Origin of the sequence: Gordonia hirsuta DSM 44140 = NBRC 16056, from assembly GCF_000333015.1 — a bacterium.
Taxonomy (GTDB): domain Bacteria; phylum Actinomycetota; class Actinomycetes; order Mycobacteriales; family Mycobacteriaceae; genus Gordonia; species Gordonia hirsuta.
On the sequence record NZ_BANT01000059.1, the window covers coordinates 1 to 15357 of the forward strand.

Below are 15357 nucleotides of genomic sequence, written 5' to 3' on the forward strand. Positions count from 1 at the left end.
TTGCGGAGTCGGGGCGATACGCCAGTCCCCGGCGCCCTTGGCCGACTTCACGTACAGATTGCCCCGGTAGAGGGCGAACTGCCACACGGTGTTGAAACCGGACTGCTGCGTGCGCAGGTGGATCCGTGGCGGCAGTGCCTTCTGCACGTTCTGCGGGGCCCGGGGCATGGTGAGCAGACCGATTCCGGGGTTGGGTGCGTGCAGCGGGACCGGCCAGGCGCCGGCGCGGCCCGGGAAGCTCAGCCAGGCGCAGCTGAGGTCTTTCGGCAGGATGCCGATGGGCAGCCGTTCGTCGGCTCGGGCCGGGGCCGCCGACAGCCCGAGTGCCAGGAACAGGGGCAGCAGGATCCCGACGAGGAGCTTCGTACGCATGACCGGAACTCTAGTTCGCGCTGCTGCCCCCGCCGACACCGGTCGGCCGGATCAGCCGGCGGCGAGGATCACCTTCAGCGCCTTGGTCTCAGCGGCGTTCTCGAAGACCTCGTAGGCCTCCATGATGTCGCCCAGTGCGAACCGGTGGCTGATGAACACGTCCGGATCGAGCTGACGGCTGGCAACCATCTTCAGCAGGGTGCCCAGGGTGTTGGTGTTGACCAGTCCCATCGAGATGTCGATGTTGCTGATCCACAGATCCTGCAGAGCCAGCTCCACCGAGGTGCCGTGCACACCGACGTTGGCGATGGTGCCGGCCGGGCGGATCAGATCGACGCACATCTGCCAGGTCGCCGGAATCCCAACCGCCTCGATGGCCACGTCCACACCCAGCCCGTCGGTCAGCGCGAGGACCTGGTCCTTCCAGTCCGGGTCCGAGGACAAGACGCCGTCGGTCGCGCCGAACTTCCGGGCCTGTTCGATGCGGTTGGCGTCCAGGTCCAGGGCGACCACCTTGCTGGGGCCGTAGAGCTTGCTGGTGGCGATCGCGGCCAGGCCGACCGGGCCGGCCCCGACGACGGCGACCACATCGCCGGCCTTCACGTTGCCGTACTGCACACCGATCTCGTGGCCGGTCGGCAGGATGTCCGACAGGATCACCCCCTGCTCGGGGGAAACGGTCTCGGGCAGCTTGTAGACCGAGTTCTCGGCGAACGGCACCCGCACGTATTCGGCCTGGGTGCCGTCGATCAGGTGACCGAAGATCCAGCCGATACCGGGGGCGCCCTCGGGGGCCTGGCAATGCGAGTACACGCCCTGCTTGCAGTAGATGCACTTGCCGCAGGCGCTGACGCACGAGAGGATCACCTGGTCGCCCACCTTCAGGGTGGTGACGGCATCGCCGATCTCGGTGATGGTGCCGACCCCTTCGTGTCCGAGGATCCGGCCCGGGGTGACGGCGGGGACGTCGCCTTTGAGGATGTGCAGGTCGGTGCCGCAGATCGTGGTCGCATCGGTCTTGACAATGACGTCGGTCGGTTCCAGGATCTTCGGGTCCGGAACGTCGTCCCAGGATTTCTTGCCGGGGCCGTGGTACACGAGTGCCTTCATGGTGTGGTCCTTCTCCGAGTCGTCCAGGGGCTTGTTTCGACCGTAGGCACCAGCAGCACGCCGGCGTCGTCGTTTACGGGAGAACGGGGTCTGTTTGCGGGAGAACGAGGACCAAGGGCTCGTCGGCCGATGACCGGATGCGAAGAACCCCGCCCGATGGGCGGGGTTCTTCGTCGTGCCGGAACTTTCCGTCGCAGACGGGACGGGCGCCTTAGAAAGCGGCTTCGTCCAGCTCCATGATGTCGTTGTCGACGTTCTCCACGGTGCCGCGGACCGCGGTGAGCAGCGGCAGCATGTTCTTGGCGAAGAAGGTGGCAGAAGCGACCTTGCCCTCGTAGAACGGCTTGTCATCGCCGGAGGCGCCGGCATCCAGTGCCTTCAGTGCGACCTCTGCCTGGCGCAGCAGCAGCCAGCCGATCACCAGATCGCCCACGGCCATCAGGAAGCGGACCGAGCCGGTACCGATCTTGTACAGCTGCGTGGCGTCCTCCTGTGCCGACATCAGCCAGCCGGTGAGCGTTGCAGCCATCGCCTGGACGTCTTCCAGAGCGGTCTTGAGCAGCGCGTACTCGGCCGTAAGACGCTCGTCGGCAGCCGCCTCGATGGTGGCGTTGATCTGGCCGGCGACGTGACCCAGGGCCTGGCCCTTGTCGCGGATGATCTTGCGGAAGAAGAAGTCCTGCGCCTGGATGGCGGTGGTGCCCTCGTACAGCGAGTCGATCTTCGAGTCACGGATGTACTGCTCGATCGGGTAGTCCTGCAGGAAGCCCGAGCCGCCCAGGGTCTGCAGCGATTCGGTCAGCTTCTCGTAGGCGCGCTCGGAGCCGACACCCTTGACGATCGGGAGCAGCAGGTCGTTGACCTTGTGCGCCATCTCGGTGTCGGCGCCGGAGACGATGCTCGCCGCCACCGGATCCTGATGCGACGCGGTGTAGAGGTACACCGCGCGCAGCCCCTCGGCGTAGGCCTTCTGGGTCATCAGAGCGCGACGCACATCCGGGTGGTGGGTGATGGTGACGCGCGGAGCGGCCTTGTCGGTCATCTGGGTCAGGTCGGCACCCTGGACACGCTGCTTGGCGTAGTCCAGCGCATTGAGGTAACCGGTCGACAGAGTCGAGATGGCCTTGGTGCCGACCATCATGCGAGCGTGCTCGATGACGTCGAACATCTGGGCGATGCCCGAATGGGTCTCGCCGACGAGCCAGCCCACGGCGGGGGTGCCGTGCTGGCCGAAGGTGACCTCACAGGTCGCCGAGGCCTTGATGCCCATCTTGTGCTCGAGGCCGGTCACGAAGGCTCCGTTGCGCTCGCCCAGTTCGCCGGTCTCGTGATCGAAGTGGAACTTCGGCACGAAGAACAGGGACAGACCCTTGGTGCCGGGGCCTGCGCCCTCGGGGCGGGCCAGCACCAGGTGGAAGATGTTCTCGGTCATGTCCTGGTCGGCCGAGGTGATGAAGCGCTTGACGCCCTCGATGTGCCAGGTGCCGTCTTCCTGCTTGATCGCCTTGGTGGTGCCGGCGCCCACATCGGAACCGGCGTCCGGCTCGGTGAGCACCATGGTGGCGCCCCAGCCGCGCTCGGAGCAGATGGTGGCCCACTTCTTCTGCTCATCGGTGCCGTTGTCGTAGAAGATGTTCGCGAAGCCCGAGCCGGCGGCGTACATGAACACCGGCGGGTTGGCGCCCAGGATCATCTCGCCCAGGGCCCAGTACAGCGACCGCGGGGCGGGCAGGCCGCCCAGCTCCTCGGTGACGCCGACCTTGTCCCAGCCGGCCTCGATGAAGGCGTTGTACGACGCGGCGAAGTCCTCGGGGATGGTGACCGAGTGGTCGGCCGGGTCGAAGACCGGGGGATTGCGGTCCGCCTCGGCGAAGGATGCGGCGATCGGACCCTCGGCGAGGGTCTTGACCTCGCGGAGCATGTCGACGGCGGTGTCGTGATCCAGGTCGCCGAACTCGCCGGATTCGAGCACCTTGTCCAGCTCGTACATCTCGAAGAGGTTGAAGTGCAGGTCGCGCAGATTGGACTTGTAGTGGCCCATGGTCTTCCTATCTCAGTTCGTCAGGGAGGGCTGACCAGACAAGTTACTTGCCGGTAACAAGGCACAGAATACCTGCCCCGTCCGGAGTGGACAACCTGCGGATATGTGTTCGTGCTTACAATTGCAAGCGGTAGTTGGCGGGTCCTCTCTCCGGCGTCCTCCATCTTCCTTCGTCGAAGCGTCTCCGGTGCGAGAATCGAGTTGTGACCACGAGAAACATGGGGCCGGTCGATGCGATCTGGCTGCATATGGACTCCCCCGAGAACCTGATGGTGATCGACTCGCTGATGGTGCTCGACGGGTCCGTCGACTGGGACCGCGTCGTCGGACTGCTCGAACGCGAGCTGATCGAGCGGTATCGGCCGTTCGCGCAGCGGGTGACTGCGCCGCGGTTCAGGCTCGGTCCGCCGCGCTGGCGTGACGATCCGGACTTCACCCTCGAGCGCCAGCTGGTGCGCCATAGGCTGCCCGACGGCGACGACGACACCCTGCAGCGGTATGTCGAGAGCCAGCTGGTGCAGCCGCTACCGAAGGACCGGCCGCTGTGGCAGGCGCATCTGATCGACGGCTACCGGCACGGCGCGGTCCTATACAGCCGGATCCACCACTGCATGGCGGACGGGCTGGCGCTGAATCAGGTGATGTTGTCGTTGACCTCGGCGACGGCCGACGGTGATCTGGGAACCGGCGAGCCGGCGGCCGGGCCGGCGACCGACGCCCGGCGCGGCGAATTCCTGCCGTCTGCCGCCTCGGTGGGCCGGGCGGTGACGGCGCCGATCCGATGGGCGCGGCGGATCCCGGACCTGTTCTCGCTTCAAACGGCGTACGGCGGGGTCCAGGCGGTCACTGCCGCGCTGCGACAGGCGGAACGGCTGGGCAAGATCACGAACAAGCTCTTTCTGGCCGATCCGCCGGTCGGTCCGCTCAGCGGTAGCCCCGGCGTCGCCAAGCGCGCGGTCTGGGCCGAGCCGTTTGCGCTCGCCGACGTCAAACGGTTGGGCCGTCACACCGGAACAACGGTGAACGATGTGCTCATGGCGACCGTGGCCGGAGCGCTGGGGACCTATGTCGCCGGCCGCGACGGGCGGCGTCGCGATCTGCCGACGATGGTGCCGGTGAATGTCCGCCCGCTGGATGCGCCGTTGCCGGCGGAACTGGGCAACGACTTCGCGCTCGTCGTCGTCGAGTACCCCTCGGCGACCGAAGAACTGCTCGAGCGGATCGCGCAGACGCACCGGCGGATGGAGGAGATCAAGAACTCGGCCGAAGTGCCGATCGTATTCAGCACCATCTGGGCGATCGGGCAGACCACCAAGGAGATCGAACGCCTGCTGGTCGACTTCTTCTCCAGCAAGGCGATCGGGGTGACCACCAACGTGCCCGGCCCCCGGGGCAGCCGGTATCTGGCCGGTACCCGGATCCGCGGCACCCTGGCCTGGGTGCCGACGGCCGGCGATCAGACCCTGGGCATCTCGGTCTTCACCTACGACGGCACCGTGTGGGTGGGTTTCAAGGCCGACCAGCGCCGGGTGCCGGACCCCGAAGCGCTGGTCGCGGCCTTCGACGCCGAAGTCAAAGAGATGGCGCGCCTGGCGCAGGCGGTGTGACCGGCGGCGCGGCTACAGGCTGCGCAGGTACGCCAGGTCGTCGGGGATCCCCTCGGTGGGTGTCTCCAGGATGGTGGGGGCATCGGCCTGCACCATCAGCTCGGCCAGGACATCCGGGGCGATGTGACCGGACTCCAGGTTCGCGTGCCGGTCGCGGCCGGAATCGAACTCGTCGCGCGAGTTGTTCAGGTGCACCAGGTCGATCCGGCCGGTGATGTCGCGGATCCGCTCCACCAGACCGATCAGGTCCTCACCGCCGGCCCAGGCGTGGCAGGTGTCCAGGCAGAATCCGGCCTGCTCGAAATCGCCGACGGCGTCCCACAGCCGCTCGATCGATTCCAGAGTCCGGGCCATCGCATGATTGCCGCCCGCGGTGTTCTCGATGAAGATCGGGACGGCGAATCCGCCCTTGTCCTGTTGGCGCTCGAAGAGTTTGCGCCAGTTGGCGAAACCCTCGGCCGGATCCTCGCCCTCGCGCAGGTGGCCGCCGTGGACCACCAGACCGATCGCACCCAGATCGGCCGCGGCCTGCGCCTGCTGTTCGACGGCCTTGCGCGAGGGCATCCGCAGCCGGTTGTTCAGGCTGGCGACGTTGATCTGATAGCTCGAGTGCACCACGACGTCGATCGGCGACTCCCGTATCTGGGCGGCGTGGGGATGCGGTTGCGGTTTGTTCCACTTCTGCGGGTCGGTGACGAACATCTGAAAGATGTCGACACCGAGTTCCTCGGCGGTGGTGATCGGGTTCTCGTCCTGACGCAGGTGGGCTCCAAGGCGCATGCTCCCACGATAATCGTGTCCAGATTGTCGGGTATGGCAACCCTGTAGTCTGACCCGGTGACTATCAACGGCTCGGGCACTCGCCCCGCAGGGGAGAAGGGGCTTGAGAGCCCGGCCGGTCCGCAGCAGGCCGGTGCGTCCGGCACCGAATCCGCCGCCCCGCCCGTTGACGCCCTCGCTGCTGCGGCCGGGCCGGTCGAGCAACCGATCGTGGTGGTGGAGGAGAAGGGTCGCGACCTCACGTGGGTCAGGCGATCGCTGCTCCTGGTGTGGGCGGTGGCCGTCGGCTTCGAATTCGCCGCCCACGGCATCGCCTTCGAACGCACCCGGTTGATCCTGTTCATGGCGTTCGGAATGGCTGCGGCGACCATCGGCCGGCGCCGGGCGATCACCGTGCTGATCGACTGGCTGCCGTTCGTGCTGATCCTGATGCTGTACGACTGGACGCGCAATGTCGCGGTCTGGCTGAACATGCCCACGCACTGGCACCTGGCCAACGACTTCGACATCTGGCTGTTCGGGGTCAACCCGACGGTGTGGCTGCAGACCTACCTCAAGTTTCCCGACCCGCCCTGGTGGGAAGTGGTCGTCAGCGTCATCTACATCTCGTACTTCCTGGTCCCGTACGTCACCGCCGGCGTGCTGTGGATCCGCAACCGGGCGACCTGGCGCCGGTTCGCGATCTGCTTCATCGCAACCAGCTTCATCGGACTCGTCGGCTACACCCTGGTGCCCGGCGCCCCGCCGTGGGCCGCTGCCCGCTGCACCGCCGAGCAGGTCGCCGACTACCCGCGCGATCCTGCCTGCATGTACGAGGACAAGCGGGTTCCCGACAACATCCTGGGGACCGTGGAGCCGGTGCACGACGGCGCCGAGGACCGCGTCGAGCGCATCTCGTGGCGCGGCTGGCGGGTGCTGGGGCTGGCCAATGCCGGGGAGCTGCTCAAGATCGGTCAGCAGAAGGCGAATCTGGTGGCGGCGATCCCGTCTCTGCATGCGGGTCTGACGATGATGCTCGCCCTGTTCATGTGGCCGCGCACCAAAGCGCTGGGCAGAACACTGTTCATGGGATACGCCGTCGTCATGGCCTTCGCGCTGGTGTACACGGCCGAGCACTACGTCTTCGACATCATCTTGGGCTGGCTCATCGCCGCCCTGGTGGTGGGCACCATGGAGTTCGTCGACCGTCGGTACGTGCAGCCGCGCAATCGCCGGCGAGCCGCCGAACAGGAGGCCGAACGCGAGCAGGCGGTCGCCCGGGCGGTGGCCGAGGATACCGGTGTCCGAGTACAAGTGGAACCATGACCACTTCGCGCACTTTCACCCGCCGATTCGCACTGACCGCGACGGCCCTGGCCACCGCGGGGCTGCTCGTCGCCTGCGGTTCCGACGACACCCATGACGACCATGCCGCGGCTGCCGGTCAATCGCAGCCGCACTCGCCGGCGAGCGGCTCACCGACCTCGGTCGCGCCACAGGTGAACTCGGCCGATGTCGACTTCGCGGCGATGATGATTCCCCACCACGCCCAGGCCGTGGAGATGGCAGATCTGGTGCCGACCCGAACCCAGAACGCATGGCTGATCGAGTTCGCCGCCAAGGTCAAGGCGGCCCAGCAGCCGGAGATCGACCAGATGAGCCAGGCGCTGCAGTCCTGGGATCAGCCGCTGCCGGACCTCACCGTCCACCACGATATGGACGGCATGATGACTCCGGAACAGATGACGCATCTGGCGTCGCTGTCGGGGGAGGCCTTCGACCGTGAGTGGATCACCATGATGATCGCGCACCACGAGGGTGCGGTCTCGATGGCCCGCACCGAACTCGCCCAGGGCCAGAATCCGCAGATGCGCACCCTGGCCCAGCAGATCATCGATTCGCAGCAGGCCGAGATCACCGAGATGCGCGAGCACCTGGATTAGGCGCGCCGACCACTGCGCTCGGCGCGGCGCTGTTCGGGCATCGCTATTCGGCGGACCAGATCGGCGGCCGCGGGCGGTTCGCGAAGTCGATCATCGCGTGGGTGTTCGCCAGCGCGGTCACCGTCGCCGTCCCGAACGGTCCGGTCTGGTCGTACAGGGAGACGGTGCCGACCGAGATACCGTCGGACGACAGATGCGTGTCGGCTTCGACGCCGACCCGGTCGCCCTGAGGCAACCGTGCCAGGGCGACCGTCAGATCGCCGTTGATGAAGCCGATGCCGCCTTCTCCCCAGTTGGTCATCAGGCTCGCCGACTCGGCGGTGATCACCGCACGCTGAAACGGCGTCAGCGGTGCCGCAGGGCACACCGGGATCGGCTTGGACCACATCCGGTGCCGCCCGGCGTTCTGGTAATCGGTCATCTCGTGGCTCCAGCCGGCGTCCCCACCGAACCAGGGCCGGGGATCGTCGTCGGCGATCGCCGGCGGCATAAAGGTGAGCTCGTCGGCCGGTCGCTGCCACCGTGCCCCCGGCGGGTCGGTGCTCTCCCGCAGGAACACCGTCACGCCCTTGGCGACCAGGATGTCCTCGTCGTTCTCCTGCTGCACCACCTCGAAGCCGACCACCATGATCCGGCCGCCGGCGCGCTCGACGTGCGTGTGGACCACGGTCGGCAGCCGGCGTGCGGACTTGAACAGTTCGATGGTGAACCGGGCCGGTCGCCAGCCGTCGCGGCGGTGTTCGGACTCGACGGTGTGAGCGGCGACGCTGCACACCGCCGGCCCGTTCAATGCGTCTGGACCCCACAGACTCAACGCCATCGGCGTCGGCAGATAACGACTCCGGTCGTCTTGGGTGAAGAAGGTGTACTCGGCCATTGGGCTGACGTTACGCTTTGGCGATGATCAATCAACAAGTACGTCTCGGGCTGCCCGCCGAAGCGGTCAATGCCGTCCGCTCGGGCCTGCTCTTCTCCGCCGTCGTCGGCATCGTCCTGGGCGTGCTGATCATGGTCCTGCCGGGCCTGACCGTCTTCGTGGCGGGGCTGCTGTTCGGTATCGCACTGATCGTCGCCGGGCTGTACCGGCTGTTCTTCTCCTTCGCTGCCGTCGGGCTGAGCTTCGCCCTGCGAGCGCTGATGCTGGTGCTGGGCATCCTGATGGTGGTCTGCGGTGTGGTCGCGGTGATCAGCCCCGAGGACGCCTGGTGGATGCTGGCGATCTTCATCGGCGTCGGCTGGATCTTCGGCGGCTTCCAGGACATCTTCGGCTCGGTCGCCGACGCGGCGGTGGCACCGCGCTGGCTGGTGATCGTCGGTGGGGTCATCTCGGTGGCGGCCGGCATCGTCATGCTGGTCTACTCTCCCGGCGTCACTCTCCCGGCCATCATGTGGCTGATGGGCCTGTTGCTGGTGATCGTCAGCGTCGTCACGCTGGTCACCTTGCCGAAGAAGGTTCCCACCGCAGCGACCGACTGATCCGGCCGCAGATCAACCCGGCGTCGCGCCGTCGAAATCGATCGGCGGTGCGGCGCCGGACGCGTCGTCGAGCAGGACGCTCAGGTGATCCAGAGCCTCGGCGAGTTCGGTGGTGTGGGTCAGCGACAGATCCGTCAGTGGATCGGCGACGTCGCTGTGCACCGCTGCGATCCCCAGCAGCCGACGCGCCGACGACTCATCGCTGTCCCAGAGCGCATCGGCGGTGCGCACATACAGTTCGACGGCTCCGGCGATCGCGTCCAGATGCAGCAGCGCCCAGGCCCAGTGTTTGGCGACGTCGACGGTGGCGGCCTCGGCCCGGCCGAGGGTGCGCAGATACTTCCCGTGCAACTCGCGGCACAACCGGTCGGTGTCCTGCCACAGTTTCAGCGGCCGCATGCAACGCACCGAATCGTGCAGGGCGCGAAGATATTTGACCGAGTAGGGCCCCTCGCGGCGTGCGCGCACCTCGCGGAGCACCGAGAACTCCGCGAGCGCTTGCGAATAGTCACCGGCGGCATACATCGACCGGGCCTGGGCTTCCAGCTCGTCGAGCATGCCTCCAGCCTGCCTGGAGACGGTCCGCGGCGGGTGCGCTCGGCGGAAATGAGACGAATTTCCGCAGGTCGTCCCGCCCGCCGGTGGGCCGAGCCCGGACCCGCCGGCACCAGGGTTAGATGAGGGGCATGGATCAAGTGGCGGGCAAGGACCTGAGTCGCTGGGCGATGCTGAGCATCGCCGTCGCCGTGGTCACCATCGCACTGAAGACGACCGCCTGGCTGCTCACCGGATCGGTCGGTCTGCTCTCCGATGCCGCCGAATCGGTGGTGAACCTGGTGGCTGCGGTGGTCGCGTTCATCGCGCTGCGGATCGCGGCCCGTCCGGCCGACGACGAACATCAGTTCGGCCACGCCAAGAGTGAGTACTTTTCTGCGGTGATCGAAGGCGTCATGATCGTGGTCGCCGCCGGGGTGATCATCTACACCGCCGTCGAACGACTGCTGCACCCGCGAGAACTCGAGTCGATCGGTCTGGGTCTGCTGATCGCGGTCGTCGCATCCGTACTCAACGGGGTCGTGGCGCTGCTGCTGATCCGGGTGGGTCGCAGCCACCGGTCGATCACCCTGGAAGCCGACGGCAAACACCTGCTGACCGACGTGTGGACCACCGTCGGCGTGGTCGTCGGCGTCGGGCTGGTGGCCTGGACCGGCTGGCTGCCGCTGGACTCGATCGTCGCCATCGCCGTCGCGATCAACATCCTGGTCGTCGGGTACCTGCTGATCCGGAGGTCGGCCGCGGGTCTGATGGACGCCGCCCTGACGCCGGAGGACCAGGCGGAGATCGACCAGACCCTGGACCGGTTCCGCACCGGCGAGATCGATTTCCACGATGTCCGCTCCCGGGAATCGGGACGACTGCGCTTTGTCCAGATGCACATGCTCGTGCCCGGCGACTGGTCGGTTCAGCAGGGTCACGATCGGGTCGAGCAGGTCGAAGCGGCCCTGCGTTCGGAGCTGCCGGGTCTGATCGTCACCGTCCACCTGGAACCTATCGAGGACCCGCGGGCCTACGAGCCGTGGCGCCGCTGACTGCCGATGGTGCTTCGGCCCGCTCGCTCCGCTCCCGGCGCCGGTGGTGCTTCGGCCCGCTCGCTCCCGGCGCCGGTCGCCAGCCGTTAGGGTTGAGGGCATGAATGACGAGACCGACGACGACGGCGATTTCGTGACCGAGCAGCTGCAGCCCGAGGACACGCTCGAGGACAAGGAGCTGAGCGACGTCCTCGATCGCGGGTACTCACCGCCGGATCGTCGCCCCCACGCTCACCCCGAACACGAGAACCTCAGCGAACGGCTGTCAGACGAAGAGCCCGATGTCTTCGACGACGTCGACGCCGAACGCGACCCGGACTACCCCTCCGGGGACGAGATCGGGGACCGGCGGGCCGGCCGGCTGGTCGCACCGGACCTGGGTACCGAACGAGACGTCGACGCACAGATGCTGGCCAGTGACGCCGGTGTCGACGGTGCCGGCGCCTCGGCCGAAGAAGCCGCGATACACGTCATCGACGACGATCAGTAGGCATGGATTCGGATCGTCTTGTCGAGGTCGGCGTCAACCTCATCTCGAAGTTCGGCGCCAGGGCACTGAGCCTGACGTCGGTGGCCCGGCAGGCCGGCGTCGCCCGCGCCACCGCCTACCGGATGTTCGGTGGCCGTGATGCGCTCGTCGATGCCATCGTCGAACGGGAACTGACCTGCCTGAAGGAGTACCTGGTCGCCTGGGGCGCGGACGCACCCGATGTGCGCACCCGGATCCACACGCGATTCGTCAACGGGCTGCAGTACATGCGGACCCACGAGGCATTGCAGTACGTGCTCGTCAACGAACCCGATGTCCTGGTCGGCTCCCTGGTGACCGGAGACGATCTGGAGTCGCCGTCGTTGATCGAACGGGTCGTCGACGCGGTGCTGCCCGAGCTCGACGAGGACGAGGCGCAGCAGCTCTATCCCGACGCCCGCGGCGGTGTGGAGTTCATGGTCCGGACGGCGTACTCGTGCATGTTGATGCCCAAGAGTGCGATGAGCGATTCGGAGATCGCCGAGCTGGTGGTCCGGGCGATCGTTCGCTAGCAGCGAGGCCTGCACCCGCACCGTGCGCCGCGACGTTACGCTGGCCCCATGACAGGCAACGGAACCGGTTCTGCCAGCGGTCTCTACATCGCTTCGGCCGAAGGGGATTCGGGTAAATCGACGGTCGCGCTCGGGGTTCTGGTGCAGCTTGCCGCAGGCGGACGGGTCGGGGTCTTCCGGCCCATCTCCCGGGCCGCGGCCGGTGCCCGAGATTACGTCCTGGACCTGCTGATCGAGTACACCTCCGTCGACATCCCCTACGCCGACTGCATCGGCGTCACCTACAACGATGTGCACGCCGACCCGGACGGGGCCATCACCGAGATCGTCACCCGCTACCACGCCGTCGCGGCCCAATGCGACACCGTGCTGATCCTGGGATCGGACTACACCGACGTGGCCTCCCCGTCGGAGTTGAGCTACAACGCGCGCATCGCGGCGAACCTGTCGGCGCCGCTGTTGCTGGTGGTCAAGGCGCTCGATAAGACGCCGCGCGAGGTCAAGGCGATGGTGGAGATGCTCACCGCCGACATCAGGGCCTCCCATGCCTCGGTCGCCGGGGTGGTGGCCAATCGCTCCGAGCCCCATCACCTGGCCGAGATCGCGACGTTGATCGCCGAAACCGGGTACCGGGCCTGGGCGCTGCCGGAGGAGCCGGTCCTGTTCGCTCCCACCATGGCCGAGCTGTCGACCGCGCTGGACGCGACCCTGTACAGCGGAGACGAAGAACTGCTCGAGCGCGAGGCGATCGATGTGATGGTCGGCGGGATGACCGTCGAGCACATTCTGGAACGGCTGAGCGAGTCGATGGCGGTGATCGCCCCCGCCGACCGCTCGGACGTGCTGCTGGCGCTGGTCAATGCCAACGCCGCCCAGGGCTTCCCCCGATTGGCCGGCATCATCCTCAACGGCGGACTGAAACCGCACCCGATGATCGACGCCCTGGTCACGGGTCTGCGCCCGACGCTGCCGATCCTGCAATGCCCCTACGGCACCTACGACACCGCCCGCATCTGCGCCTCCACCCGCGGCCGGATCTCCGCCGGCTCGGTGCGCAAGATCGACGCCGCCCTGGCCCTGATGGAGCGCTATATGCCGGCCGATCAGTTCAGCGAACTGCAGCAGCACTCCAGCGACGTGGTGACACCGCAGATGTTCGAGTATCAACTGCTGGCCCAGGCCAAGTCTGATCTGCAGCACATCGTGCTGCCCGAGGGCGACGACGACCGGATCCTGCGGGCGGCCGGTCGGCTGCTGCGCCGCGGCGTGGCCCGGCTGACCCTCCTGGGCCAGGAGGACTCGGTGCGCCGCCGCGCCGAGGAACTCGGAATCGACCTGTCGGACGTCGACATCCTCGATCCGCTGACCAGCGAACTGGTCGACGAGTTCGCGGCCGTCTACACCGAACTGCGCAAGCACAAGGGGATGACGCTGGAGCGGGCGCACGAGCTGATGCTCGACGAGTCTTACTTCGGCACCATGATGCTGCACACCGGCATGGTCGACGGCATGGTCTCCGGCGCCGTGCACACCACGGCCCAGACGTTGCGTCCGGCTTTCGAGATCATCAAGACCCAGCCGGGGGTCTCGACCGTGTCCAGTGTCTTCTTCATGTGCCTGGCCGACAAGGTCCTCACCTACGGGGACTGCGCCGTCGTTCCGGATCCGACCGCCGAGGAACTGGCCGATATCGCGATCTCCTCGGCCGGCACCGCCGCCGCCTTCGGCATCGATCCGCGGGTGGCGATGCTGTCGTACTCGACCGGCGGTTCGGGCTCGGGCGCCGATGTGGACAAGGTGCGCACGGCCACCGGACTGGTCCGTGAGCGGGCACCGGAACTGCTGGTCGAAGGGCCGATCCAGTACGACGCGGCCATCGAGCCTTCGGTCGCCAGCTCCAAGATGCCCGATTCCCCGGTCGCCGGGAAGGCCACCGTGCTGATCTTCCCGGATCTGAACACCGGGAACAACACCTACAAGGCAGTACAGCGCAGCGCCGGTGCGATCGCGATCGGCCCGGTCCTGCAGGGCCTGAACAAGCCCATGAACGACCTGTCTCGGGGCGCACTCGTCTCCGACATCGTCAATACGGTGGCGATCACCGCCATCCAGGCGCAGAACCTGAAGAAGGCAGAAGCATGAGTGCTGTGGAGATCCCGCCGGGCGCCGTCCTGGTGGTCAATGCCGGCTCGTCGTCGCTGAAGTACCAGCTCGTCGACCCAGAGACCGGACAGGTCTATGCCGACGGTCTGGCCGAGCGGATCGGCGAACCGACCGGGGCACGGATCAGACACGAGGCGCTGGGCCGCAGCCGCGACCTGGAAGTGCCGCTCCCTGATCACCAGGCCGCGATCGAGCAGGTCGCCGAACTCCTGCACTCAGACGGCATCGCGCTGTCCGAGATCGGACTGGCGGCTGTCGGGCACCGCGTCGTTCACGGGGGCCGGAGATTCCATGCCCCGACGGTGATCGACGACCAGATCCGTTCCGAGATCGAACGACTGTCTCCGTTGGCGCCGCTGCACAATCCGCCGAATCTGGTCGGCATCGAGGCGGTCTCGGCACTGCTTCCGGATGTCCCGGCGGTGGCGATCTTCGATACCGCCTTCTTCCACGACCTGCCCGAAGAGGCGTCGACGTATGCCCTGGACGCAGCGACCGCCGAGAAGTACGCGATCCGCCGTTACGGGTTTCACGGCACCAGCCACCAGTACGTCGCCGAACACGCCGCACGGTTCCTCGGCCGGCCCGCGTCGGAGGTCAACCAGATCGTGCTTCACCTGGGCAACGGCGCGTCCATCTCGGCGGTCCGTGGTGGCACACCGATCGACACCTCGATGGGGATGACGCCGCTGGAGGGCCTGGTGATGGGCACTCGCACCGGCGACATCGATCCGGGAATCGCGTTCCAGCTGGCCAGGGTCGGGAACATGTCCATCGACGAGATCGACGAGCTTTACAACAAGCAGTCCGGACTCAAGGGACTGTGCGGCGACAACGACTTCCGCGCCGTCCTCGAACGCGTCGACGCCGGGGACCCGGCTGCAACCCTGGCCTATCGCGTGTACCTGCACCGGCTCCGGCACTACATCGGTGCGTACATGATCGAACTCGGCCGCGTGGACGCGATCGTCTTCACCGCCGGCGTGGGCGAGAACGCCGCCGCCGTGCGCGCCGACTCCCTCGCCGATCTGCAGATGTACGGCATCGAGATCGATCCCGTCCGTAACGCCGAACGCTCTGACGAGGCGCGGCGGATCTCGACCGACGCCGGCGAAGTCGCCGTCCTGGTGGTGCCGACCAATGAGGAGCTGGCGATCGCGCGGCAATCGGCTGCGGTCGTCGCCGGCACCGGCACCTGACCACGCTTCATCGACCGCAGGATCGACGATCCCCGATCGCCCAGCACCCTGGAAATC

The 15357-nt window shown here is 67.1% G+C and carries 14 protein-coding genes and 1 pseudogene; 9 read left to right on the top strand and 6 right to left on the bottom strand.

What is annotated here, in order from left to right; genetic code table 11:
- The 3 genes and pseudogenes from GOHSU_RS15475 to GOHSU_RS15485 all read right to left on the bottom strand — a co-directional run.
- A pseudogene (locus GOHSU_RS15475) lies at positions 1-372 on the bottom strand (hypothetical protein); the annotation flags it as partial.
- Positions 373-423: 51 nt separating this feature from the next.
- Positions 424-1482 (bottom strand): zinc-dependent alcohol dehydrogenase family protein, encoded by a 1059-nt coding sequence (locus GOHSU_RS15480; protein WP_005943893.1) that lies wholly within the window; start codon positions 1480-1482, stop codon positions 424-426.
- Between the two features lie 211 nt (positions 1483-1693).
- Positions 1694-3523: an acyl-CoA dehydrogenase gene (locus GOHSU_RS15485; RefSeq protein WP_005943896.1), complete on the bottom strand. Its 1830-nt coding sequence runs from the start codon at positions 3521-3523 to the stop codon at positions 1694-1696.
- Between the two features lie 203 nt (positions 3524-3726).
- Here GOHSU_RS15485 and GOHSU_RS15490 point away from each other — a divergent pair, with 203 nt between their 5' ends.
- The gene (locus GOHSU_RS15490; RefSeq protein WP_245551770.1) at positions 3727-5130 is read left to right on the top strand and encodes a wax ester/triacylglycerol synthase domain-containing protein; all 1404 of its coding nucleotides are present in this window, start codon (positions 3727-3729) and stop codon (positions 5128-5130) included.
- A gap of 12 nt (positions 5131-5142) precedes the next feature.
- Here the strand turns inward: GOHSU_RS15490 and GOHSU_RS15495 are convergent, their stop codons facing one another.
- The gene (locus tag GOHSU_RS15495; protein WP_005943902.1) at positions 5143-5910 is read right to left on the bottom strand and encodes a deoxyribonuclease IV; all 768 of its coding nucleotides are present in this window, start codon (positions 5908-5910) and stop codon (positions 5143-5145) included.
- A gap of 57 nt (positions 5911-5967) precedes the next feature.
- Between GOHSU_RS15495 and GOHSU_RS15500 the strand changes: the two genes are divergently transcribed.
- Positions 5968-7215, top strand: coding sequence for a phosphatase PAP2 family protein (locus tag GOHSU_RS15500; RefSeq protein ID WP_005943905.1), 1248 nt, complete (start codon positions 5968-5970; stop codon positions 7213-7215).
- Positions 7212-7832 carry a DUF305 domain-containing protein gene (locus GOHSU_RS15505; RefSeq protein WP_005943908.1) on the top strand — a complete coding sequence of 207 codons (621 nt, stop codon included), beginning with the start codon at positions 7212-7214 and terminating at the stop codon, positions 7830-7832. Before GOHSU_RS15500 ends, GOHSU_RS15505 begins: the two co-directional genes overlap by 4 nt.
- A 43-nt stretch (positions 7833-7875) precedes the next feature.
- Here GOHSU_RS15505 and GOHSU_RS15510 read toward each other — a convergent pair whose 3' ends face one another.
- Positions 7876-8709 carry a thioesterase family protein gene (locus GOHSU_RS15510; protein WP_005943910.1) on the bottom strand — a complete coding sequence of 278 codons (834 nt, stop codon included), beginning with the start codon at positions 8707-8709 and terminating at the stop codon, positions 7876-7878.
- Between the two features lie 23 nt (positions 8710-8732).
- On the opposite strand from GOHSU_RS15510, the gene GOHSU_RS15515 reads away from it, so the two are divergent.
- Positions 8733-9308 carry an HdeD family acid-resistance protein gene (locus tag GOHSU_RS15515; RefSeq protein WP_005943913.1) on the top strand — a complete coding sequence of 192 codons (576 nt, stop codon included), beginning with the start codon at positions 8733-8735 and terminating at the stop codon, positions 9306-9308.
- Between the two features lie 12 nt (positions 9309-9320).
- Here the strand turns inward: GOHSU_RS15515 and GOHSU_RS15520 are convergent, their stop codons facing one another.
- Complete coding sequence (locus GOHSU_RS15520) at positions 9321-9866, bottom strand: hypothetical protein (RefSeq protein WP_005943916.1); 546 nt, start codon at positions 9864-9866, stop codon at positions 9321-9323.
- Positions 9867-9994: 128 nt separating this feature from the next.
- Between GOHSU_RS15520 and GOHSU_RS15525 the strand changes: the two genes are divergently transcribed.
- From GOHSU_RS15525 to GOHSU_RS15545, 5 genes are all read left to right on the top strand, one after another.
- Positions 9995-10897, top strand: coding sequence for a cation diffusion facilitator family transporter (locus GOHSU_RS15525; protein ID WP_005943919.1), 903 nt, complete (start codon positions 9995-9997; stop codon positions 10895-10897).
- 100 nt (positions 10898-10997) lie between these two features.
- Positions 10998-11387 carry a DUF5709 domain-containing protein gene (locus GOHSU_RS15530; RefSeq protein WP_005943921.1) on the top strand — a complete coding sequence of 130 codons (390 nt, stop codon included), beginning with the start codon at positions 10998-11000 and terminating at the stop codon, positions 11385-11387.
- Positions 11388-11389: 2 nt separating this feature from the next.
- Entirely contained in the window at positions 11390-11938 is a 549-nt protein-coding gene (locus GOHSU_RS15535; protein WP_005943924.1) for a TetR/AcrR family transcriptional regulator, read from the top strand.
- A 48-nt stretch (positions 11939-11986) separates the two neighbouring features.
- The gene (gene pta / locus GOHSU_RS15540) at positions 11987-14080 is read left to right on the top strand and encodes a phosphate acetyltransferase (protein ID WP_005943927.1); all 2094 of its coding nucleotides are present in this window, start codon (positions 11987-11989) and stop codon (positions 14078-14080) included.
- Complete coding sequence (locus GOHSU_RS15545) at positions 14077-15300, top strand: acetate kinase (RefSeq protein WP_005943930.1); 1224 nt, start codon at positions 14077-14079, stop codon at positions 15298-15300. The genes pta and GOHSU_RS15545 overlap by 4 nt, the downstream gene beginning before the upstream one ends.
- Positions 15301-15357: the final 57 nt, after the last annotated feature.